Annotated in this window: 20 protein-coding genes; 13 read left to right on the top strand and 7 right to left on the bottom strand. The window is 67.1% G+C overall.

Translation table 11 applies throughout. The annotated features are described in order from the left end of the window. Positions 1–1,113 (bottom strand): ATP-binding protein, encoded by a 1,113-nt coding sequence (locus tag BTO20_RS29040; protein ID WP_087079368.1) that lies wholly within the window; start codon positions 1,111–1,113, stop codon positions 1–3. 163 nt (positions 1,114–1,276) lie between these two features. Here BTO20_RS29040 and BTO20_RS29035 point away from each other — a divergent pair, with 163 nt between their 5' ends. Continuing rightward, the gene (locus BTO20_RS29035; RefSeq protein WP_087079367.1) at positions 1,277–2,803 is read left to right on the top strand and encodes an acetyl-CoA acetyltransferase; all 1,527 of its coding nucleotides are present in this window, start codon (positions 1,277–1,279) and stop codon (positions 2,801–2,803) included. A 51-nt stretch (positions 2,804–2,854) separates the two neighbouring features. Continuing rightward, positions 2,855–3,589 (top strand): sensor domain-containing protein, encoded by a 735-nt coding sequence (locus BTO20_RS29030; RefSeq protein WP_087079366.1) that lies wholly within the window; start codon positions 2,855–2,857, stop codon positions 3,587–3,589. Positions 3,590–3,595: 6 nt separating this feature from the next. Here BTO20_RS29030 and BTO20_RS29025 read toward each other — a convergent pair whose 3' ends face one another. After that, positions 3,596–4,444 (bottom strand): LLM class F420-dependent oxidoreductase, encoded by an 849-nt coding sequence (locus tag BTO20_RS29025; protein ID WP_087079365.1) that lies wholly within the window; start codon positions 4,442–4,444, stop codon positions 3,596–3,598. Between the two features lie 154 nt (positions 4,445–4,598). Between BTO20_RS29025 and sfnG the strand changes: the two genes are divergently transcribed. The 6 genes from sfnG to BTO20_RS28995 all read left to right on the top strand — a co-directional run bounded on the left by sfnG (position 4,599) and on the right by BTO20_RS28995 (position 11,144). Next, positions 4,599–5,729, top strand: coding sequence for a dimethylsulfone monooxygenase SfnG (sfnG, locus tag BTO20_RS29020; RefSeq protein WP_087079364.1), 1,131 nt, complete (start codon positions 4,599–4,601; stop codon positions 5,727–5,729). Between the two features lie 136 nt (positions 5,730–5,865). After that, positions 5,866–6,759, top strand: coding sequence for a DUF5336 domain-containing protein (locus BTO20_RS29015; protein WP_087079363.1), 894 nt, complete (start codon positions 5,866–5,868; stop codon positions 6,757–6,759). Positions 6,760–6,819: 60 nt separating this feature from the next. Then, complete coding sequence (locus tag BTO20_RS29010) at positions 6,820–8,283, top strand: cell division protein PerM (RefSeq protein WP_087082842.1); 1,464 nt, start codon at positions 6,820–6,822, stop codon at positions 8,281–8,283. 10 nt (positions 8,284–8,293) lie between these two features. Further along, positions 8,294–8,923 carry a phosphoribosylglycinamide formyltransferase gene (purN, locus tag BTO20_RS29005; RefSeq protein ID WP_198344098.1) on the top strand — a complete coding sequence of 210 codons (630 nt, stop codon included), beginning with the start codon at positions 8,294–8,296 and terminating at the stop codon, positions 8,921–8,923. Then, positions 8,920–10,482, top strand: coding sequence for a bifunctional phosphoribosylaminoimidazolecarboxamide formyltransferase/IMP cyclohydrolase (gene purH, locus BTO20_RS29000; RefSeq protein WP_087079361.1), 1,563 nt, complete (start codon positions 8,920–8,922; stop codon positions 10,480–10,482). Before purN ends, purH begins: the two co-directional genes overlap by 4 nt. Before the next feature lie 11 nt (positions 10,483–10,493). Continuing rightward, complete coding sequence (locus tag BTO20_RS28995) at positions 10,494–11,144, top strand: LpqN/LpqT family lipoprotein (RefSeq protein WP_087079360.1); 651 nt, start codon at positions 10,494–10,496, stop codon at positions 11,142–11,144. A 6-nt stretch (positions 11,145–11,150) separates the two neighbouring features. On the opposite strand, the gene BTO20_RS28990 is transcribed toward BTO20_RS28995, so the two are convergent. Further along, positions 11,151–12,164: an alpha/beta hydrolase gene (locus BTO20_RS28990; RefSeq protein WP_087079359.1), complete on the bottom strand. Its 1,014-nt coding sequence runs from the start codon at positions 12,162–12,164 to the stop codon at positions 11,151–11,153. Positions 12,165–12,213: 49 nt separating this feature from the next. After that, entirely contained in the window at positions 12,214–14,058 is a 1,845-nt protein-coding gene (locus BTO20_RS28985; protein WP_087079358.1) for an LpqN/LpqT family lipoprotein, read from the bottom strand. A gap of 111 nt (positions 14,059–14,169) precedes the next feature. Between BTO20_RS28985 and BTO20_RS28980 the strand changes: the two genes are divergently transcribed. Together BTO20_RS28980 and BTO20_RS28975 are read left to right on the top strand one after the other, a co-directional pair. Next, positions 14,170–15,552 carry a sigma 54-interacting transcriptional regulator gene (locus tag BTO20_RS28980; protein ID WP_198344097.1) on the top strand — a complete coding sequence of 461 codons (1,383 nt, stop codon included), beginning with the start codon at positions 14,170–14,172 and terminating at the stop codon, positions 15,550–15,552. Continuing rightward, positions 15,545–17,539 (top strand): vWA domain-containing protein, encoded by a 1,995-nt coding sequence (locus BTO20_RS28975; protein WP_087079356.1) that lies wholly within the window; start codon positions 15,545–15,547, stop codon positions 17,537–17,539. Before BTO20_RS28980 ends, BTO20_RS28975 begins: the two co-directional genes overlap by 8 nt. Here BTO20_RS28975 and BTO20_RS28970 read toward each other — a convergent pair. Next, positions 17,515–18,129, bottom strand: coding sequence for a YdcF family protein (locus BTO20_RS28970; protein ID WP_157680348.1), 615 nt, complete (start codon positions 18,127–18,129; stop codon positions 17,515–17,517). The two genes, BTO20_RS28975 and BTO20_RS28970, sit on opposite strands and share 25 nt — an antisense overlap. Positions 18,130–18,248: 119 nt before the next feature. Between BTO20_RS28970 and BTO20_RS28965 the strand changes: the two genes are divergently transcribed. Continuing rightward, a complete protein-coding gene (locus BTO20_RS28965) occupies positions 18,249–19,112 on the top strand; it encodes a type IV toxin-antitoxin system AbiEi family antitoxin (protein ID WP_087079355.1) in 864 nt (287 codons plus the stop codon). Here BTO20_RS28965 and BTO20_RS28960 read toward each other — a convergent pair. Next, entirely contained in the window at positions 19,087–19,755 is a 669-nt protein-coding gene (locus BTO20_RS28960) for an HAD hydrolase-like protein (protein ID WP_198344096.1), read from the bottom strand. The two genes, BTO20_RS28965 and BTO20_RS28960, sit on opposite strands and share 26 nt — an antisense overlap. Continuing rightward, on the bottom strand, positions 19,752–21,113 hold the full coding sequence (locus BTO20_RS28955) for an MFS transporter (RefSeq protein ID WP_232490891.1): 1,362 nt from the start codon (positions 21,111–21,113) through the stop codon (positions 19,752–19,754). Before BTO20_RS28955 ends, BTO20_RS28960 begins: the two co-directional genes overlap by 4 nt. A 97-nt stretch (positions 21,114–21,210) precedes the next feature. On the opposite strand from BTO20_RS28955, the gene BTO20_RS28950 reads away from it, so the two are divergent. Then, a complete protein-coding gene (locus tag BTO20_RS28950; RefSeq protein ID WP_087079353.1) occupies positions 21,211–21,696 on the top strand; it encodes an RbsD/FucU domain-containing protein in 486 nt (161 codons plus the stop codon). Between the two features lies 1 nt (position 21,697). Further along, positions 21,698–22,444, top strand: a complete 747-nt coding sequence (locus tag BTO20_RS28945; protein WP_087079352.1) for an alpha/beta hydrolase — start codon at positions 21,698–21,700, stop codon at positions 22,442–22,444. The last annotated feature ends 1 nt before the right edge of the window (position 22,445 follow it).

The raw sequence follows: 22,445 nt of genomic DNA, 5'->3' as shown, positions 1-22,445 counted from the left end.
TCATCGCCGCATCGCCAGCCACGCGGCCTGCACCAATCCCGAAGCGAAACAGTCGTCATCGCCGACGCGGCGCAGATAGTGGTCCTGTTCCAGGCGTTCGATGAACGACACCAGTTGGTCGCGGTTGCGGATCGGAGATCCCTCGGATTGCAGCAGATGTGCTGCGGCGTCGACACTCAACGCCTCCGACGAGTGCGCGTAGATGTCGAGCAGGTCGGCGATGGCCGCGGCATCCTCGCCGTAGTAGTTGCGCAGCCGGTCCCGGTAATGCCGCAGGTCCCACGGATCGTGCGGGTCGATGACGGCCGCGCGCAGCAGATCGGGTATCCGGTCGGGATCGACCAGCCCGGCCTGCGCCGACGCTGCGACCAGGTGCTGGATGTAGTACGGCACGTTTTCGGCTGCGGCCGCAATGGCTTCGGCGACGCGGTGCCGGTCGGTGGTGGCGACCTGAGCGCCCAGCAGCAGGCACTCCGCCAGATAGGTGGCGTGGTCATGGCGGATCGGTCCGACGGTGACCTTGCGGATGTCATTCACCGAGCTCAGTGCGTCTTCCGAAACATGATGAAAGCCAATCGACCCGGACAGCACGGTGGCGAGCCGGCCGGTGTTGTCCTGCCGGAAGCGTCTCAGCAGATGCAGGAACGCGTCCCCGCCGCCGGACTTCTCGCGTTCCAGGTTGCGCGCCAACACGGTGACCTCGTCGATGAACAGCACGAGCGGTCCGCGCTCGGCGCGCGACACGGCGCGTTGCAAGAGATCGTCGAGGGCGGCCTCGGCCTGGGTGCGTTCGAAGCGGATCGGGCCGGTGACGAAGGCGACCTTCCACCGTTCGACCTCGTGGCGCAGCGCGTTGTCGATGCGGCCGAGTTCGCCCGCCAATGCGGTGACGAATTCTGCGTAGGTCTGGCGTTCGGCGCTGACGGAGACCACAGTCAGGCCCTGCTGGCGGGCGGTGTGCGCGACAAGCCTGGCGAGCGAGGTCTTGCCATGCCGCCGGTCGCCGACCAATGCGGCACCGCCGGCGGGCAGGCTCGCGAGAATCTCCTGCTCCTCGCGGACCCGGCCGACGACGTTCGCCGGAGGCACGATGCCGCCCACGACCAGCGACATCGGCCGAATAGGCCAGGTCATGCGGAAAGTCTACGCCTGAATTGATGTACGTCTAGATAGATGTACGTCAAATATGCCGTGGAATGAGCAGGCACCGATGCGAACCTTCGACCGGCAATCCGTTAGCGTAGCGAATTAACACGTGTCAAGGAGGTTGTTCACAGTGGTCGATCAGCGCACACCGGTCATCGTCGGCGTCGGGCAGTTCACCGAGCACATCGGCGCCTCCGACTACCGCGGCATGTCCTCGGTCGAGCTGGCCGCCGAGGGTGCCCGGGCGGCGTTGCGGGACTGTGGAGTCGACGCCGGAATCGTGGCCAGGGCCATCGACACCGTCGCCGGTGTGCGGCAGTTCGAGATCTCGAAGCCCACACCGCCTCCGTTCGGAGTGTCCGACAACTACCCGCGGTCGGTGGCGCAGCGCATCGGTGCCGAACCCGCCCGGGCCGTTCTCGAGGTCATCGGTGGGCAGGGCCCTCAGCATCTGGTCACCGAATTCGCAGGCTCGATCGCGGCGGGCCGCTGCGACGTCGTCCTGCTGTTCGGTTCCGATGCGGTCTCCACCGAGCGGTATTACGCCAAACGGGACGACAAACCCGACTTCACCGAGGCCATCGGCGGGCAGTTGGAGGATCGGGGTTTCGGATACGACGGGATCTTCGACGAATACACCATCGCCCACGGGCTGATCGGCGCGCCGGTGCAGTACGGCCTCTTGGAAAACGCGCGGCGGGCACGGCTGGGGCTGTCGGTGCACGCATACCGGCGGGGCATGGCCGAACTGTTCGCGCCGTTCTCCAAAGTAGCTGCGAAGAACCCTTTTTCGTCGTCACCGGTGGAACGTTCTGTCGACGAACTGGCCACGGTCACCGACAGCAACCGGATGATCTGTGATCCCTACCCGCGGCTCATGGTGGCTCGTGATCAGGTCAACCAGGGTGCGGCGGTCCTGCTGATGTCGATCGAGTCGGCCCGGCGGCTGGGTGTGCCGGAGGAGAAGTGGGCGTACCTGCGTGGCCACGCCGACATGAAAGAGCAGAAACTGCTCGAGCGGGCCGATGTCGGGGCGAGTCCCGCGTCGGTCGCGGCGGTGGGTGAGGCCCTTCGGGTGGCGGGGATCGGCCTCGACGAGGTGGCCGCGTTCGACCTCTACAGCTGTTTTCCGTTCCCGGTGTTCAACATCTGCGACGGCACCGGGTTGGCCACCGACGACGAACGTGGCCTGACGCTCACCGGCGGGCTGCCGTTCTTCGGCGGGCCGGGCAACAACTACTCGATGCACGCCATCGCCGAAGCGGTCAACGAAATGCGGGACAAGCCTGGACAATTCGCGCTTGTCGGGGCCAACGGCGGGATTGCCAGCAAGTATTCGGTGGGCATCTACTCGACGGCGGCCGCCGACTGGGTCGAGGACAACAGCGTCGCGCTGTGCGACCAGATTGCCGCACGGCCCAAGGTCCCGATCACCGAAAAGGCCGATGGTGCAGCCACTGTCGAGACCTATACGGTCCGATACGACTGGCAGGCGCCGACGGGCATCGTCATGGGCCGGATGGCTTCTGACGGCAGCCGGTTCCTCGCCACGACGAAAGACGAGGCGCTGCTGGGGCTGATGTGCGACGGAGATCCGCTCGGCGCGTCGATCGTGGTGCGGTCCGCTGAGTTGGGCAACCGCGCGGCACTGTCATGACTGACTGCGCGATGCAGCCCATATTTCGGGGTTGCACTTTAGGCTGAGCGTATGAGCCAGGGCAGTCATCGGATGCCGCGGCCGAATTCTCGCAGTTGCCAGGCGGCGGTGGCCGCCGTTGCCGTCGTCATCGCCGCGGTCACGGCGTCGTGCACCCGCACCGTGGAGGGCGTCGCGGCCGGACCGGCAGCGGGCAAGGGCGCCATGGTGGACGGCGGCAACCTCGAGTCGTTGCTACTCACTCCCGACGTGGTGTCCGGCATCGTGGGACTGCCCAACATGGTGACGATCTCGTCGTGGATGAAGCCGGACACCAGCGACAGTGGTGAAAGCTACGTGCCGCGTGACTGTCTCGGGGCGTTGTACAGCGGGATGTCGGTGGTCTACGCAGGCAACGGCTACTCATCGATCTTCCAGACCCGCACCGGCCCCAACAAATCCAAGCCGGACGCCACCCCGTCCATCGACCAATCGGCGTCGGCGTTCGACAGCCCGGCCGAAGCGCAGAAGGCCATGGACGAGTACCTCGACACGCTGCACAACTGTGCCGGTAAGGATTTCACCTACACCCGTATCCAGCTCACCTGGAAACTCGGGAGCCCCACCGATGCCGGCAATGGGATCACCACGATGGAGAGCACGCTGCAAGGCGGTGACCAGGTGATCGACCGGGCGTTGGCGGTCAAGGGCAATGTGCTCGTCGAGGTGCAGTCTCAGGACCGCAAACCGCTGGCCGACGAGGTCAAGAAGATCATGGACAAGGTGCTCGACCAGATCGGCAGCTGAACGCCGTCACACCAGCGCGGCGAGCTTGCCTGCCAGGTGTTCCACGTATCCGGCCACCTCGGACTCGGCACGGTCGGGCAGGCCGAAAAGCACCTCGGTCACGCCGAGCTCGCGCCAGTGCGCCAGCTTGTCGGCGTCCGGTTTGAAGTCCAGCGCCACGATCTGCGGGGCGCCGTCACGCCCAGCGTCCGACCAGGTGTCCTGGAGCAGCTTCACGGGTTCATCGATGTTGAAGTCGCGCGGCGTGGTGATCCAGCCGTCGGCCGACTTCGCGATCCACTTGAAGTTCTTCTCGGTGCCCGCCGCGCCGACCAGCACGGGGATGTGCGCCTGCACGGGTTTGGGCCACGCCCATGAGGGCCCGAAGTTCACGAATTCGCCCTCGTAGGAGGCTTCTTCCTCGGTCCACAGCGCACGCATGGCTTCCAGGTATTCGCGCAGCATCGTCCTCCGACGTGCCGGCGGAACGTTGTGGTCGGCGAGTTCGTCTGTGTTCCAACCGAATCCGACACCGAGGCTGACCCGGCCGCCGGACAGGTGGTCGAGGGTCGCGATGGACTTGGCCAGGGTGATGGGGTCGTGTTCGACCGGAAGCGCGACGGCCGTCGACAACCGCACCCGTGAGGTCACCGCACACGCCGTACCCAGCGACACCCACGGATCGAGGGTGCGCATGTAGCGGTCGTCGGGCAGTGATTCGTCGCCCGTGGTCGGATGTGCGGCCTCGCGCTTGACCGGAATGTGTGTGTGTTCGGGCACGTAGAAGGTGGTGAAGCCGTGATCGTCGGCGAGTTTGGCGGCCTTCGCCGGGGCGATGCCGCGGTCGCTGGTGAAGAGAACGAGCCCGTAGTCCATGTCCAGAATTAGAACGTGTTCTAGTCCGAAGGGCAAGACCGGGAGTCTCGTGGTGGATTCGGCAGGCCCGGCCGGCCCGTGCGCGTCGCCACGAAAAGTTCAGCGCGAGTGTTACCCGTGACCGCCGGCCGGTTGTTTGCTGGTATCGGAGCCCATGACGACCGAACGCATCGCTGACCACGTCAAGTTCGCCTACTGGGTGCCCAATGTCAGTGGCGGCCTGGTGACCAGCGACATCGAACAGCGCACCGACTGGAATTACGAGTACAACGCGAAGTTGGCGCAGACCGCGGAGAACAACGGGTTCGAGTACGCCTTGAGCCAGGTGCGCTACGAGGCCAGCTACGGCGCCGAGTTCCAGCATGAATCGACCAGTTTCAGCCTGGCGTTGTTGCTGGCAACACAGCGGCTCAAGGTCATCGCCGCGGTTCATCCCGGGCTGTGGCAACCGGCCGTACTGGCCAAACTGGGCGCGACCGCCGACCACCTGTCGGGCGGCAGATTCGCGGTCAACGTGGTCTCCGGCTGGTTCAAGGACGAGTTCACCCACCTGGGCGAGCCGTGGCTCGAGCATGACGAGCGCTACCGACGCAGCGCCGAGTTCCTGCAGGTGCTGCGCAAGATCTGGACCGAGGACGACGTTGATTTCCGCGGCGACTTCTACCGCATCCACGACTTCACCCTCAAGCCCAAGCCGCTCAACACCGCCGAACGGCCCAACCCGGAGTTGTTCCAGGGCGGCAATTCGTCGGCGGCCCGGCGCAACGGCGGCTACTACGCCGACTGGTACTTCTCCAACGGCAAGGATTTCGACGGGGTGACCGAGCAGGTCGTCGAGGTGCGCGACCACGCCCGCGACGCGGGCCGGGAAGTCCGGTTCGGGCTCAACGGCTTCATCATCGCCCGCGACACAGAAAAAGAAGCGAAGGAGACGTTGAAGGAGATCATCGCCAAGGCCAACAAGCCCGCCGTGGAAGGCTTCCGCAACGCCGTGCAGCAGGCCGGGAATTCGACCGGCGACAAGAAGGGGATGTGGGCGGACTCCAGCTTCGAAGACCTGGTGCAGTACAACGACGGGTTCCGTACTCAGCTAATCGGTACGCCTGAACAGATCGCGGAACGCATTGCCGCGTACCGCAAACGCGGCGTCGACCTGATCCTCGGCGGATTCCTGCATTTCCAAGAGGAAATCGAGTATTTCGGTGCCAAGGTGTTGCCGCTGGTGCGCGAAATCGAGGCGGCCGAACAGGATTCGGTCGATGCTCCTGTTCTGGTATCGGCTTGAGATCGGAATGACACCCGGAGCGTGTGCCACCCACACCGCTGGGTGCGCTAGCGTGGAAGATCGAAACACTCAGGCGGTCGTGATGATGCCCGCGTGAACGCGCTACGCGACGCCCGACCAGCACAGGAGAGGTTCCATGTCCTATCCGCCCAGTAGCCCCGGATATCCGCCCACCTCGCCGTACGGTGCGCCGCAGCAGCCCGGCCGCCCCGCCGCGCCTGCGGCAGCAGCCACGCCCGCGGGGGAGAACCCGCTGCCCACCTATCTGCTCGGCGGCGTCGCCGGTCTCGGTGTGGTGACCTACCTGCTGAGCTTCGTCGGGCTCACCGAGTCCTCCACCGGTGGCTTCTCGTTGGTCTCCCACGGCGAGTGGGACATCTACGCCGCCTTGCTCGCCGCACTGGTAGCCGGGGTGAGTCTGCTGCCGAAGCAGAAGAAGCGCGCCGCGCTGGTGGCGGTGCTGTCCGCGTTCGGGTTCCTGCTGGTGATCCGGAACGTCATCGCGTCGCTCGACACGGCGACGTGGGCGTACTGGGTCGTGCTCGGCCTCACCCTGGTCCAGACCGGTCTTGCGCTCTGGGCGGTGCTGCTGGAGTCGGGCATCATCGCCCCGCCTGCGCCCAAGCCGCAGTTCGAGCCGCAGGCCCCGCAGTACGGCCAGTACGGCGGCCCGTCGCAGTACTACGGTCAGCAGAGCCAGCCGCAGCACAGCGCCCAGCCCTACCAGCAGGCCCCGCCGCAGCAACAGCGCCCGGGCTACCCGTCGCAGTACGGCGGCTACTCCAGCGGTCCCAACACCGGCGGTTTCCAGGCTCAGCAGAACCCCCAGGGTGGTTCCCAGAGCGGTCCCGCGGGTGGCCACAACGGTCCGCCGACCCCGCCGACCGGTTTCCCCGCGTTCGGACAGCCGCAGCAGCAACAGCAGTCGTCGTCGAGCAGCTCGAACGCCTCTGCGCCGACCACCCAGGTTCCGACGCAGCAACCGACGCAGCACTCGTCCTCACAGCAATCCGGCCCGTCACAGTCGTAAGCTGGTCCGCGCGTGCGCAACCCGCGCACGCGTGATCATCTGCGAGGAGCGGCCAACCCCGTGAGCAACCGGCCAGCCGGCACACGCCAGGCGCGTGAACTGCTTCGGGTCGCATTCGGTCCGTCCGTCGTAGCGCTGGTGGTCATCGCTGCTGTCACGCTGTTGCAGCTGCTGATCGCCAACAGCGACATGACGGGCGCGTTCGGTGCGATCGCCAGCATGTGGCTCGGGGTGCATCAGGTTCCGGTGTCCATCGGCGGCCGGGTGCTCGGGGTGATGCCGCTGGTGCCGGTGCTGTTGATGGTGTGGGGAACGGCCCGCACCACGGCGGCCGCTACGGCGCCGAACTCGTCGTGGTTCGTCACCCGCTGGGTGGTGGCGTCGGCGCTGGGCGGTCCGGTGCTGATCGCCGCGGTCATGCTGGCCGTCATCCACGACGCGGCGTCGGTGCTCACCGAGCTGCAGACCCCCAGCGCGCTGCGCGCCTTCACCGGAGTGCTCGCCGTGCACGCGGTGGGTGCGGTGCTCGGGGTGGGATCGAAGGTGGGCCGCCGCACTCTGCACCGGTCACCGTTGCCGAACTGGTTGCCCGATGCGTTGCGCGCGGCCATGGCGGGCGTGCTCGCCCTGTTCGGGCTGTCCGGCGCGGTCACGGCGGCCTCGCTGGTCGTCCACTGGGGCACCATGCATGACCTCTACGCCATCACCGACACCGTGCTCGGCCAGCTCAGTCTCACCCTGCTGGCCATCCTCTACATACCCAATGTGATCGTCGGGACGGCGGCCATCGCGGTCGGTTCCAGCGCCCACGTGGGGTTGGCGACGTTCAGCTCGTTCACCGTTTTCGGCGGCGACATCCCCGCGGTGCCCGTGCTGGCCGCGCTGCCCACGCCTCCGCTCGGGCCAGTCTGGGTGGCGCTGCTGATCGTCGGAGCCGCGTCCGCGGTGGCGGTCGGGCAGCAGTGTGCGCGACGGCCGCTGACCCTGCTGCCCGCCGCGGCCAAGCTCGGGGTGGCATCGCTGGTCGCGGCGGTGACCATGGCGCTGCTCGCCTACGCCGCGGGCGGTCGGCTGGGCAATTTCGGTGACGTCGGGGTGGACCAGTCGACGTTCGGACCTGCGGTGTTCCTGTGGTTCGCCGGCATCGGCGGGCTGACCGTGGCGATGTCCGGCGGCATTGCCCGCAGGCCGCGGCGAGTCGCCGAGCCCGCACCCGAGCCGCAGGCCGCGGAGCCGTTCGACGACGACGAACCGGTGGTCGAGCCGGATGAGCCGGATGAGCCGGAGGACCACGAAGCCGACTTCGAGCCCGACTACCAGCGCGGCTACCGCGGCGGTGACGAGGAGCCTCCGCTCGACGTCGAGGAAGTCGAGGCCCCCGACGAGGAGCCCATCGTGGCGTGGTCGAGCGGTGACACGACTGCCGACACCGACCGCTCCGGGCACTACCTGGAGGATCCCGAGGAGCACTTCATCGCCGATCATGACGTGACCGGCGATCCGCCCCGCGACAGAGCCGACTAGGCTGCTGCGCGTGCAGCAACCGCTACATGTGCCCCCGAGTGCACCGGCTCGCCTGGTCGTGTTGGCTTCGGGCACCGGATCACTGCTGGCGTCGCTACTGGCGGCCGCCGTCGACGATTACCCGGCCCGGGTCGTGGCGGTCGGAACGGACCGCGCGTGCGCAGCACTCGACATCGCGGCGGCTGCAGGCGTGAAGTCCTACACGGTCCGCTTGGGTGACCACCCCGACCGCGCAGAGTGGGACCAGGCGTTGACCGCGGCCACCGAGGCCCATGAGCCCGATCTGGTGGTCTCCGCCGGGTTCATGAAGATCCTTGGGCCCCAGTTTCTTTCACGCTTCAACGGCAGGGTGGTCAACACCCATCCGGCGTTGCTGCCGAGCTTCCCGGGCGCGCATGCGGTGCCCGACGCCCTGGCCTACGGAGTGCGGGTGACCGGATGCACGGTGCATCTGGTCGACGCCGGGGTGGACACCGGGCCGATCCTCGCGCAGCACGCCGTGGAGGTGGGCGACGAGGACACCGAAGAGACGTTGCACGAGCGCATCAAGGTCGTCGAACGGCGACTCCTGGTGGACGTGCTGGCCGCGCTGGCAACCCGCGGCGTGACCTGGACCGGACGAAAGGCGACCATAGGATGAGCGACAAGCGACCGATCCGGCGCGCATTGATCAGCGTGTACGACAAGACCGGCCTCGCCGACCTGGCCCGCGGCCTGCACGAGGCCGGGGTGAGCATCGTCTCCACCGGTTCGACGGCGAAAACCATTGCCTCGAGCGGTGTTCCGGTCACCCCGGTCGAAGAGGTGACCGGTTTCCCCGAGGTGCTCGACGGCCGTGTGAAGACCCTGCACCCGCGCGTGCACGCGGGCCTGCTGGCCGACACCCGCAAGCCGGAACACCTTGCCGCCCTTCAAGAACTGAACGTCGAGGCGTTCGAACTGGTGGTGGTCAACCTCTACCCCTTCACCGAGACCGTGGAATCCGGTGCGTCGGTCGACGAATGCGTCGAGCAGATCGACATCGGCGGCCCGTCGATGGTGCGCGCCGCCGCCAAGAACCACCCGAGTGTCGCGGTGGTGGTGGATCCGCTGGGATACGACGGCGTGCTCGCCGCGGTCCGGGCCGGCGGTTTCACCCTCGACGAGCGAAAGCGGCTGGCGTCGTTGGCGTTCCGGCACACCGCCGAATACGACGTCGCGGTCGCCGGTTGGATGGCCTCGACGCTGGCGCCGGAAGAGCCCGCACAACCGCTGCCGGCCTGGTTCGCCGGCACCTGGCACCGCAGCGCGGTGTTGCGTTACGGCGAGAACCCGCATCAGCAGGCCGCGGTCTACCGTGACGATTCCGCGTGGCCGGGCCTGGCGCAGGCCGAGCAGCTGCACGGCAAGGAGATGTCCTACAACAACTACACCGACGCCGACGCGGCGTGGCGGGCGGCGTTCGACCACGAAGAGATCTGCGTGGCGATCATCAAGCACGCCAACCCGTGTGGCATCGCGATCTCGTCGGTCTCGGTGGCCGATGCGCATCGCAAGGCCCACGAGTGCGATCCGCTCAGTGCGTTCGGCGGCGTCATCGCGTCGAACACCGAGGTCAGCGTGGAGATGGCGGAGACCGTCGCCGACATCTTCACCGAAGTCATCATCGCGCCGGCCTACGAGCCCGGCGCGGTGGAAGTGCTTGCGCGCAAGAAGAACATCCGCATCCTGGTGGCGTCCGAGCCTTTGGTCGGCGGTATCGAGATGCGCCCCATCAGCGGTGGGATGCTGCTGCAGGACCGCGACGCGCTCGACGCCGAAGGCGATGACCCCAACAACTGGACGCTGGCCACCGGCAATCCGGCCGACGAGCAGACGCTGACCGACCTGGCCTTCGCCTGGCGGGCGTGCCGGGCGGTCAAGTCCAACGCGATCGTGGTGGCCAAGGACGGCGCCACGGTCGGTGTCGGCATGGGGCAGGTCAACCGGGTCGACGCAGCGGCACTGGCCGTGCAGCGGGCGGGGGACCGCGTGGTGGGCGCGGTCGCGGCCTCCGACGCGTTCTTCCCGTTCCCCGACGGGCTCGAGACGCTGACCCAAGCCGGGGTCCGGGCCATCGTGCATCCGGGCGGGTCCATGCGCGACGATGTGGTCACCGAAGCGGCCGCGAAGGCCGGCATCAGCCTGTACCTCACTGGTGCACGGCATTTCGCCCATTAATATTGGCGACCATGGCGACTGCGTCGAAGAAGGCCGTTGCGCTGGCGGCTGCGGCGCTGGTGTTGACGTCGTGCACGCATCTGGCTGACGGCCATCCGGTGGCCTCGCAGGACCTGCTGGCAGCCGCGAAAAGCGGGGAGCTCAAGTGCAACCCGGTTGACGCGCCGCTGGTCACGGTGCCCCGGGTGGATGCCGACGAGCCCACGATCAGGATTCCGCAGCCCCCTGGCTGGGAACGGGTGGAGGGCCGCGACACCGATCTGCTGCGCTACACCATGACCAACGCCAACCTGCAGAACGGCAATTTCAAGCCGACCATCGTGATCGCGCTGGAAAGCGTCGCCGATGCGATGACGCCGGACGAGGTGTTCGCCGCACAGCGCAAGTCGATCGCCACCCTTGGCGTGCCCGAGAGCGCCATGAAGACCGAGAACATCACCATCTGCGGGCTGCCTGCGCAGACCGTGAACTACCAGATACCGCAGATGGGTGTGCTGCAGCCGCACCCGGCCATCGCGCTGTTCGTGGCCTACCGCAGTGAACTGCGCACGTACTGCGCAGGATTGACGGTGCAGACCACGGCCCCTGACAACCTGACGTACAAGCGCGACTCCGAGATGATGGTGTCGGGTTTTCAGGTGCTGCCGGTCAAGAACCCCTAACCGGCGTCAGGCGCTGACCTCGTCCTCGACCTCGGCCGTCACGAATGCGATGAACGACGTGATCTCGTCGACGGCTCGGCGGGCGTCGGGGTTGACGTCGAAACTCAGCTGGAACATGTGCATCGCCCGTTCCCGCACCTGAACCCACACGGGAATCCCGTCCGCGGTGAGCCGGTCGGCCAGGGCGAAGGCGTCGTTGAGCAGCATTTCGTGCGTGCCCACCTGAAGCAGGAACGGCCCGAGGCCGTGCAGGTCGGCTTCCGGTGGCATGACGGGTGTGGGCCGGGTGCCGTTGACGGTGGCGAACACGTCGTAGATGAACTTGACCGTCATGAACGGGAACATCACATCCCGATGTTGTTGCAGCGCACGGTATTTGAGCTCCATGTCCGATGAGGTCAACGGCGAGAGCAGCACCTGGCCGGCCGGCGGCACCAGGCCGGCGTCGCGGGCGGCGATGGCGGTGTCGGCGGCGATCAGCCCGCCTGCCGAATCACCGGCCAGCACAACGCGATTGGGCTCATAACCGAGCGAGAGCACATACCGGTAGGCGTCGAGGCCGTCGGCGACCGCATCTTCGATGCCGGCCTGCGGGGCGAGTCGGTAGCCCACGTTCAACACCCTGGCTCCGGTGCTGGCCGACAGTTTCGAGACAAACCGCCGGTGGGAGTTCAGCCCCAGCGTGACCAGTGCCGACCCGTGCATGTACACGATCACCGACTCGGACTCACGCGATTGGGAGGCCACTACCCACTCTGCCGGGCAATTGGGCAACGCGACCGGCGTCACCTCGGTGCCCGGCAGCGGCGGGACGATGCGCAGCGGGCGGTCGATCACGTCGAGATGAGCGCGCTGCAGCAGGGCCGGTGCGACGCGATTGATGCCAAGGCCGATCAGCGTCAACAGGCCCAGCAACGGGCGGAAGAATAGTGCCGACCCCACGCCGAGGGCTCTGGACTGCCACGCGGCGGGTCCGAAGTGCGCTGTAGTCGGCCGAGAATGCCAATCTAGCGAATTCACGATACCGAGGGTATCGGGTAACTCGGATGAGGCAAAACGCGGCGTCGGCTCAGGGCATGACGATGGTGGCCTGAGCGTCGATGACCTTGTTGATGTCGGTCAGCGAGCTCATGTCGCGGTACAGCGAGTCGGCGTTGATCTGCAGCACGAACGCGCCACCGGGGATCGGCATCGTCACCGTCTTCTGGGTGATGGCCCGGCGTCGGCCGTCCTTGACGTAGGAGCCGCCCAGGGACACCGACGGGAATCCGTTGAGATTGCCGCGGGTGACCCCGCCGACCGGCTCGTACTCGGCGAGGTTCTGCAGTTCGTTCGGTGCGAACTCGAGCAGCTTGTTGGTGTCGACGTCACCGACGAGCTTGGAGATCAACGAAATCACCGACGGCGGATCCGTCGGGGTCACGCTGTCGTTGACGATCGCCGAGTAGGCCCACGCCGGGGTGCGGGTACCTGCGTCGGTCCACGGCGGCGGGGTGGGCATGGTGAACACCGGTGCACCCGGATCGGCGCGGTGAATGGGCGTTTCGGCGACCTTGTTGTCGCGGATGTAGTCGGCGATGGTGTACGAGTGGCCCGGCGGTTGCGGCGGCGTGGATGCCGTCGTCGTCGGACTCGTCGACGACGCGGCCGTGGTGGTCTGCGGCCCGGGTGCGGCATTGTCGCCGCCCGATGTCACCGCCAGTGTGACCCCGCCGACGATCAGGACGACGGCGGCGAGCGCGCCCGCGATCAGCAGGCCTTTGCGCTTGCCACCCGACTTCTTCACGGGTGCCACGTACGGCAGCGGCGGTGGGCCGAAGTTGGTCGCGGGTGCCGGCATCGGGGGATTCGTCGGTGGTTTGCGGGGAGGCTCGGCGACCGACCACGACGAGGTGAAGACCGGAGGCTCCGACGGCGGTGTGGGCCGCGGAGCCGGTGCGCTCGACGGATTCGACGGGGACATCGGCCGCGGCGGGACAGGCATCGGCGGGGGTGCCATCGGTGGGGCGGCGAGAGGCTGCTGGGCTACCGGCGGCGGGGGCGCCAGCGCGGGCATCTTGAGTGTCGCGGAGGCGCCTGCGGCGGCCTCGGCCAACGCGTTGGCGAAGTCGTGGCAGGTGTCGTAGCGGTCTTTCGGATCTTTCGCCAATCCCTTGGCCATCACCGAATCGAACACGGCAAGTTCAGGTTTGGTGGCAGCGAGCTTGGGGACCGGGGAGCTGAGGTGGTGGCTGATGACGACGGCGGGGTTGCTGTGCGCGTACGGCGGCGACCCGGTGAAGAGGCGGTAGGCGGTGGCGGCCAGCGAGTACTGGTCAGCCCGGCCGTCGAGGGTCTGGCCCATGAGTTGTTCGGGCGCGGTGTAGGACATCGAGCCCACCGTGATGTTGGTGGACGTCAACCCGTTCACCTCATCGGCTCGGCGCGCGATGCCGAAGTCGGTGAGCATGATCCTGCGCTTGGCACCGTGTTTGCCGGCGACCAGTATGTTGGCCGGTTTGACATCGCGGTGCAGCAGCTTGCGCTGGTGTGCGTAGTCCAGCGCGTCGCCCACCGCGGCTATGATCTCGATCACATCCGCGGCGGGCATGCCCGACGGATACACGTCGTGCAGCAGCCGGGCGGCGTCGTAGCCGTCGACGTAGTCCATCGAGATCCACAACCGGCCTTCGAACTCGCCCCGATCGTGGACGCCCACGATGTGGGGGTGCCACAGCGTGGCGGCCATGTCGGCTTCGCGGATGAACCGCTGCCGGAACTCATTATCTGCGCTAACGGTCTGCGGAAGCACCTTGAGGGCGTCCTCGCGCGGCAGTCGGGGATGGGCCGCCAGATATACCTCGCCCATGCCGCCAGTGCCCACCAACCTGACGATGGTGAACCCCGCGAAGACTTGACCGCTAGCCAACGGCATGGGCGCAGACTACCGGGCGAGTGGCAGTCGCCACGACTTTGTAGCCCTATGGTGACCGCAAGTCAGACCGGTGGCCATGCCGAGCCGTCGGAGCCGTCGTAGCTTGGAGTGGTGAGCCAATCCAAGGATCTGCCTCGGACGGTCGGTGAGCTGCGCGCATCCGGGCACCGTGAGCGAGGCGTGAAAGCCGAAATCCGGGAGAATCTCCTGGCGGCCCTTGCCGACCGGCGTGACGTATGGCCCGGCATCCTCGGCTTCGACGACACCGTGATCCCGCAACTGGAGCGGGCATTGATCGCCGGACATGACGTGGTGCTGCTCGGCGAACGCGGTCAGGGCAAGACGCGGCTGCTGCGGGCGCTGACCGGGCTGCTCGACGAGTGGACACCGGTGATCGCCGGCGCCGAACTGAGTGAGCACCCCTACAGCCCGATCACGCCGGAATCCATCCGGCGCGCTGCCGATTCCGGCGAGGACCTGCCGATCGAATGGCGGCACCGCAGCGAGCGGTACACCGAGAAGCTGGCCACCCCTGACACCAGCGTCGCCGACCTGGTCGGTGACATCGACCCGATCAAGGTGGCCGAGGGCCGCAGCCTCGGCGATCCCGAAACCATCGCCTACGGCCTCATTCCGCGGGCGCACCGCGGCATCGTGGCGGTCAACGAGCTGCCGGATCTCGCCGAGCGCATCCAGGTGTCGATGCTCAACGTCATGGAGGAGCGCGACATCCAGGTGCGTGGCTACACCTTGAGGCTGCCGCTGGATGTGCTCGTCGTCGCCAGCGCCAACCCCGAGGACTACACCAACCGCGGTCGCATCATCACCCCGCTCAAGGACCGCTTCGGTGCCGAAATCCGCACGCACTACCCGCTGGAGATCGAATCCGAGGTCGGGGTGATCCGCCAAGAGGCGCATCTGGCCGCCGAGGTGCCCGACTATCTGCTCGGCGTGCTCGCCCGCTTCTCCCGCAATCTGCGTGAGTCCAGCTCGATCGATCAGCGCTCCGGAGTGTCGGCGCGGTTCGCCATCGCCGCGGCCGAGACGGTCGCGGCCTCGGCCCGGCACCGCGCGGCCATCATCGGTGAGGACGATCCGGTGGCGCGCGTGGTGGACCTCGCCACCGTGATCGACGTGCTGCGCGGCAAGTTGGAGTTCGAGACCGGCGAGGAAGGCCGTGAGCAGGCGGTGTTGGAGCATCTGCTGCGCCGGGCCACCGCTGACACCGCGCAGCGGCTGTTGGGCGGCATCGACGTCGGCCCCGTGGTGGCTGCGGTGGAGGAGGGCTCTCCGGTGACCACCGGTGAGCGAGTGTCCGCCAAGGACGTGCTGGCCGCCCTTCCCGCCCTGCCGGCTCTGGATGCGGTGGCCGCGCGGCTGGGAGCCCGGTCGGTGGGAGAACGGGCCGCAGCGGTCGAACTGGCCCTGGAAGCGCTGTATCTGGCCAAGCGCATCGACAAGGTGTCGGGCGAGGGGGAGACGGTCTATGGCTAGTGGCCACGCGGCCAGAGGGCACGGGCACACCTCGCGGTATTCGCGATACAGCGGCGGCCCCGATCCGCTCGCGCCGCCGATCGATCTGCGCGACGCGCTCGAGCAGATCGGCCAGAACGTGATGGAGGGGAGCTCGCCGCGCCGCGCGCTCTCGGAGCTGCTGCGTCGCGGCACCCGTGACATGCGCGGCACCGATCGGCTGGCCGCCGAGGCCAACCGGCGTCGGCGGGAACTGCTGTCCCGCAACAACCTTGACGGTACGTTGCAGGAGATCAAGAAGCTGCTCGACGAGGCGGTGCTTGCCGAGCGCAAGGAACTCGCCCGGGCCCTCGACGACGACGCCCGGTTCGGGGAACTGCAGCTCGAGTCTTTGTCGCCGTCCCCCGCCAAGGCGGTGCAGGAGCTCTCGGACTACTCGTGGCGCTCGCCGGAGGCCCGCGAAAAGTACGAGCAGATCAAGGATCTGCTCGGTCGTGAGATGCTCGACCAGCGCTTCGCCGGCATGAAGCAGGCGTTGCAGAACGCCACCGACGAGGACCGCCAGCGTGTCAACGACATGCTCGACGACTTGAACGACCTGCTGGACAAGCACGCTCGCGGCGAGGACACCGAGCAGGATTTTCAAGACTTCATGGACAAGCACGGCGAGTTCTTCCCGGAGAACCCGTCGAACATCGACGAGCTGCTCGATTCGCTGGCGCAACGCGCGGCCGCCGCGCAGCGCTTCCGCAACAGCCTCTCGGCGCAGCAGCGCGCCGAGCTCGATGCCTTGGCGGAGCAGGCTTTCGGGTCTCCCTCGCTGATGAACGCGCTGAACCGGCTCGACGCCCACCTGCAAGCCGCCCGCCCCGGCGAGGACTGGTCGGGCTCGCAGCGGTTCTCCGGCGACAACCCGATGGGCATGGGCGAGGGTGCGCAGGCGCTCTCCGACATCGCCGAACTGGAGCAGCTCGCAGACGCGCTGTCGCAGAGCTATTCCGGGGCCACGATGGAGGACGTCGACCTCGATGCGCTGGCCCGCCAGCTCGGCGACCAGGCCGCCATCGATGCTCGCACGCTCGCGGAGCTGGAGCGGGCCCTGGTCAACCAGGGCTTCCTCGACCGCGGCTCCGATGGGCAGTGGCGGCTCTCGCCCAAAGCCATGCGACAGTTGGGCCAGACCGCGCTGCGTGACGTGGCACAACAACTTTCGGGTCGGCACGGGGAACGCGATACCCGTCGGGCCGGCGCGGCCGGCGAGCTGACGGGGGCGACGCGGCCCTGGCAGTTCGGCGACACCGAGCCGTGGAACGTCACCCGCACGGTGACCAACGCGGTGTTGCGGCAGGCCGGCACGGGTGTCGCAGAGAGGCCCATTCGGTTCGCGGTCGAAGACGTCGAGATCTCGGAGACCGAGACACGCACCCAGGCGTGCGTAGCCCTGCTGGTCGATACGTCGTTCTCCATGGTCATGGAGAACCGCTGGTTGCCGATGAAACGCACGGCGTTGGCGTTGCATCATCTCGTCAGCACGCGGTTCCGGTCAGATGCGCTGCAGATCATCGCCTTCGGCCGCTACGCGCGCACGGTCAGTGCCGCCGAGTTGACGGCACTGGAAGGGGTCTACGAGCAGGGCACCAATTTGCATCACGCGCTGGCGTTGGCGTCGCGGCATCTGCGCCGCCATCCCAATGCCCAGCCCGTCGTGCTCGTGGTCACCGACGGTGAACCCACCGCACACCTGGAGGGGTATGGTGACGGCGCTGGGTCCGAGGTCTTCTTCGACTACCCGCCGCACCCCCGGACCATCGCACACACCGTGCGGGGGTTCGACGAGGTCGCCCGCCTCGGTGCTCAGGTGACGATCTTCCGGCTCGGCACTGACCCAGGGCTGGCCAGGTTCATCGACCAGGTGGCGCGTCGCGTCGCCGGCCGGGTCGTGGTGCCCGACCTCGACGGGCTGGGTGCCGCGGTCGTCGGGGACTATCTGCGATCCCGCCGACGTTGACTTTGTGCCCGTCGGACCAGCCGCCGGGCGATTTCGTGTCCTGCCATGACCGCGTGCAGGGCACCCCACTCAGCGGGGATGTAATCGCGTGTCCGCACCAATCGTGCTGCCAATTCCGGTGATTCGTCGCGCAGGATGCGCCGGGCCCGGCGGGCGTGAAAAGTGTTCGACGCGATCTTGATCGCCGGGGCGTCGGCCAGGAACGGAATGGAATTCTTGATGTTCTCGACCGTCGTCCGCGATTGGTCGTCGAGACGAATGTTGGCGGCGGGTACTCCGCGGGAGACAACGGCGTAGTTGGCCATCATCTGGGCTTCCGAGAGCTCAGAGCGGACGGCTCCGCCGGAGAACACGAAGCGCGCGTGCGACGGGTCGGTCGAGCGCATAGCGATGCGCACGCGCCAGCGGTGCAGGAGCGGCTCGGGGCAGCCGAGCACGAGGATGGCCTCGCCGGGTGTTATCCGGCCCGGATCGAGGCGGTCGGCAGGTAGGGCTTCTCGCGACGCCTGCCAGGTTCTCCACTCACACCATGCCAATCCCGCACCGGCGGTGACCGTCGCGAGACGGAGGTTTCTGGTCCACGTGCTCATGGCGCCATTATCCGTGCGCCCATTTCGACGAAAGTGTCGCGCGCGGGCCCGGCTGGCGACATTTCCGTCGAATTCGAGGTCAGGGGAGCCGAATCGCCGCAGCGTGCGTCTAAGCAGGTGTGCGAATCCCATTTGTCGGCAGCAACGCCGTCGCCGCAGGTCACCTCAACAACGGCCAGCTGCGACACCGCTACCGGCCGATCTATCGCGATGTGTACGTGCCGCTGCGCCACCAGGTATCCCTACGGGATCGGGTTCTCGGCGCAACACTCATCTCCGGCGGGGTGATATCGGGCGTGGCCGCGTCGGCGATCCATGGCGCGAAATGGGTCGACGATGACGTACCCGTCGAAGTGGTCACGGCAGGCAGGCACCAGCGCGGTCTGGTGGTCCGGTTCGACACCCTGCACGACGACGAGGTCACGACGGTCGCCGGAATCCGCGTCACCACACCCGCGCGCACGGCGTTCGACCTGGCCCGCCGCCTGCCTCGCGGCAAGGCTGTCGAGCGCCTGGATGCGCTCATGAATGCTTGCCCGTTCTCGCTTGAGGACGTCATGCTGATCGCCAAACGCCATCCCGGGGTGCGGGGCCTGCGTCGCCTGCGGGTGGCATTGCCACTCGTCGACGGCGGAGCCGAGTCACCGCGGGAGACGTGGTTGCGGCTCCTGTTCGTCGACGCGGGATTACCCAGGCCGACAACCCAATTCGTCATCTGTGACCAGGGGCGCTACGTGCGACGGATCGACATGTGCTGGGAGGAGTTCAAGGTGGGCGCCGAATATGACGGTGAGCAGCACCTCACCAGCCGCTCTCAGTACGCCCTGGATATCCGGGTGAACCGCGTGCTGCAGCGACTCAGCTGGCACGTCATCCACGTCATCAAAGAGGACGACAGCCACGACATTGTCGAGCAGGCGCGCAGTGCGCTGCTGTCACGCGGCTGGCAGGGCACGGTCACCGCCCGAGCAGAGTCTCCGTGAGCGCGTCCGCCGAACCGACCGTGACAAGCGCCCGGGCGTGCTCGACGGGTTCTCCGTATCCCCAGTCGACGAGGATGGTGGGAACACCATGCTCGGCTGCGCCGAGGACGTCGTGCAGGCGATCACCGACCATCACCGGATTGCTGGTGTCCACGCCGTCGGCGGTCAGGCGACGTAGTGCTTCGCCGACGATCGACGCCTTGTCGCTGATCGTTTCGTCTCTCGAAGCACCTGAGACTGTCACGAAATAGCGTGCCAGTCCCAACCGTCCGAGCACCTCGACCGCGGTGTGCTCAGGTTTCGACGTCGCCACCGCCATCGGAATATCTTGTTGCGCAAGTGCTTCGAGAGCGGGAAGGACCTCGTCGAACGGCCGGATGTCGGCGTTGCCGATCCGTTGGTAGTGCTTGCGATAGAGCTGCCGGGCGTGCTCGGCCGCGGCGTCGTCGAAGCCGAACCGCACCCGGAACGTCTCTGCCGGTGGCGGACCCACCCACGTGCGCAGTGCGTCGGGTGCCGGGACGGGTAGCCCCAGCTCGTTCAGCGTCGCGGCGAAGGATTCGGTGATGTTCTTGGCCGAGTTGGCGATGGTGCCGTCGAGGTCGAACAGCACGCAGGTCCACGTCATGGCTGAGGTGCTCACTCGCCAACCCTAATCGGGTCGAGCGCGCCGATCGTGGCATCGAGCCTGCGGCCGGCGGTTTCATGCAGGGTCGACGCGGCGGCGATCGCCATCAGTCCCGTCACGATGAGAATCGCCGACGGCGACACCGGGCTTCCGGTCGCGTCGATCAACCAGGTCGCGACATAGGGCGCCGTTCCACCGAAGATCGCTACAGAGATGTTGAAACCGATCGAGAATCCGGCGTACCGCACGCGGCTGGGGAAGATCTCCACCATCGCCGCGCCGGAGGCGGACATGAACATCGCCAGGCACACACCCATGGCCGCGTGCACGGCCACGATCAACGCGGTGTTCGCGGTGGAGAACGCGGCGAAGGCGGGGAAGACGATCAGCGTGCTGGCCACGGCACCCAGGATGATGACAGGCTTGCGGCCGAAATGGTCAGAGAGCCAGGCGAATACAAATATCGCCAGCGCCGCCGCACACAGACAGATGACGGTCGACGCCGATGCCATGCCGAACGAGAACCCGACTTGGGACTGTAGGTAGGTCTGCATGTAGACGAAGATGAAGTAGAACGCCGCGGCCTGGAACGCGATGCAGCCGATGACTTGGATGACCTGGCAGCGGCTCGTCGTCAAGGCGTCTTTGACCGGTGTCTGGCTCACTTCGCCCGTGCTTTGCAGCCGCTCGAATTCGGCTGTGTCGTTCAGCCGCAGGCGCAGGTACAGCCCGACGAGCCCGAGTGGCCCCGCGACGAGAAACGGGATGCGCCAGCCCCAGTCGAACATCGCGGCGTCGCTGAGGATGGCGTTGAGGGTGAGCACCAGTACCGATGCGACCGCATTGGCGAGATAACTCGAGCAGTGCCAGAAGCTGACGGTGCGGGCGCGTCGGCCCCGGGCCGCGGACTCGACGAGAAATGTTGCGGCCCCGCCGGGTTCGCCGCCAGCCGCGAACCCCTGCAGGATGCGCAGCGCGACGAGCAATACCGGTGCGGCGATGCCGATGCTGGCGTAACCGGGCAGCAGGCCGACGGCAAAGGTGGAGGCCGACATCAACAGGATCGCGGTGGCGAGGATCTTCTTGCGCCCGACCTTGTCGCCGAGCCGTCCGAAGACGAACCCGCCGATCGGGTTCATCAGGAACGCCACGCCGAAGGCGGCGAACGTCGCGAGCAGGCTGGCCGCCGGATTCTCGGAGGGGAAGAAGATCTGGCCGAGCAGCACGGCCAGGAATCCGTAGGCGGCGAAGTCGAACCAGGTGATGAAGTTGCCGATGGCTGCTGCGGTGATGGCGCGACGCAGGTCCGCGCCCTGCAATCGGCCCTCGTGTTCGGTCACGGTGTGCTCGATCCCTGCCGCGGTGCTTGCCATGTGCATCCCGATCTGCCAGATTGTCGATTGTCGACCTGTCGACAAAATAGCGCAGAGTGCTCCACCTCACAACCCATCACCGAGAAGGGGAGAGTCGATGGCAACGAAAGTCCGGCTTCTGCACGAACGCTTGGCCGCCGTGGTGAGTCAGCTTCGGCACGGCGAGATGGTCGTCGTCGCCGATGCGGGCAGCGGCACGTCGCCGGCCAGTCTGGTACCGCTGTCGGGAGCGGTCGAGGTGATCGACGTGGGCATCGCGCCCGGTCTGCCCACCGTCGCCGATCTCGTCTCGGTGCTGTGGGAGGTCGGCGACTTCGAGGCGGCGATCGTCACCGAGGAGATGGCGACGGTCAACCCGTCGGGACGCCGAAGAGTCTCGGACCTTGTGGGCGACGCCAGCGTGCATGAATTACGTTATCTCCCAAACTTTTACCGACTGCGTGACCGGGCGAAGGTCTTCATTCAGACCGGCGACTATGCGGTGCACGGCAATGTGGTGCTGGTGGCGGGTTACCCGAGCCCGCCGATCCCTTTGGCGTGGCTGACCTCCTCGACCTGGTTCGCCGAGCTCGGCGAGGCGTGACATGCCGTTTCTCGAGGGCGAACGCGGCCGGTTCTACTACCGACACTGGGATGCCGAGGCGCCCAGGGCCCAGGTCCTGCTGCTGCACGGTTTCGGCGAGCACACGGGGCACTATCACCGTCTCGCCGGCCAGCTCAATGCCGTGGGACTCGACGTCTGGGGCACCGACCACATCGGTCACGGCCATACCGGGGGACCGGCCGGGATGTTCGCATCGGTCGGTGACCTGGCGTCGAACGCCGCGGTGCTGCTCGGTGTGATGGCGGCCCGCCGACTGCCGGTGGTGATCGTCGGGCATTCCCTCGGCGCGGTGACCGGTGCGCTGCTGGTTCTCGAAAAGCCGTCGGCTGCAGTCGGTCTGGTGATGACGGGTGCGCCGCTGTGGGGTCTGCCGGAACGTGGCGAACACGACCTCGTCATGTCCGCCGACGAGGCTTACCTGGACGCACTGGAAAACGACCCGCTGGGATTCGACACGGCGCAGTCCGAGCCGAATCTCTGGCGCGCGCTGGAAACCGCCGGATATGACGTGCGGCGAGAACTGGGGGCGCTCGACATCCCGGTCCTGTTGATCAACGGCGAGCACGACGTCTTCGCGCCACCGCGCAAGGCCGCCGAATTTGCCGCCGAACTTCGACGCGGGCGGGCGGTGCCGATCCGCGGCGGCCATCACGACATCCCGAACGATGTCGCGCACCGCCGGGTCGCGGCGTTGGTTGCTGAGGCGTGTCTGGGTTGGCGCGGATAGA

Origin of the sequence: Mycobacterium dioxanotrophicus (assembly GCF_002157835.1) — a bacterium.
Taxonomy (GTDB): Bacteria; Actinomycetota; Actinomycetes; order Mycobacteriales; family Mycobacteriaceae; genus Mycobacterium; species Mycobacterium dioxanotrophicus.
This window is presented reverse-complemented; position numbering and strand designations above follow the sequence as displayed.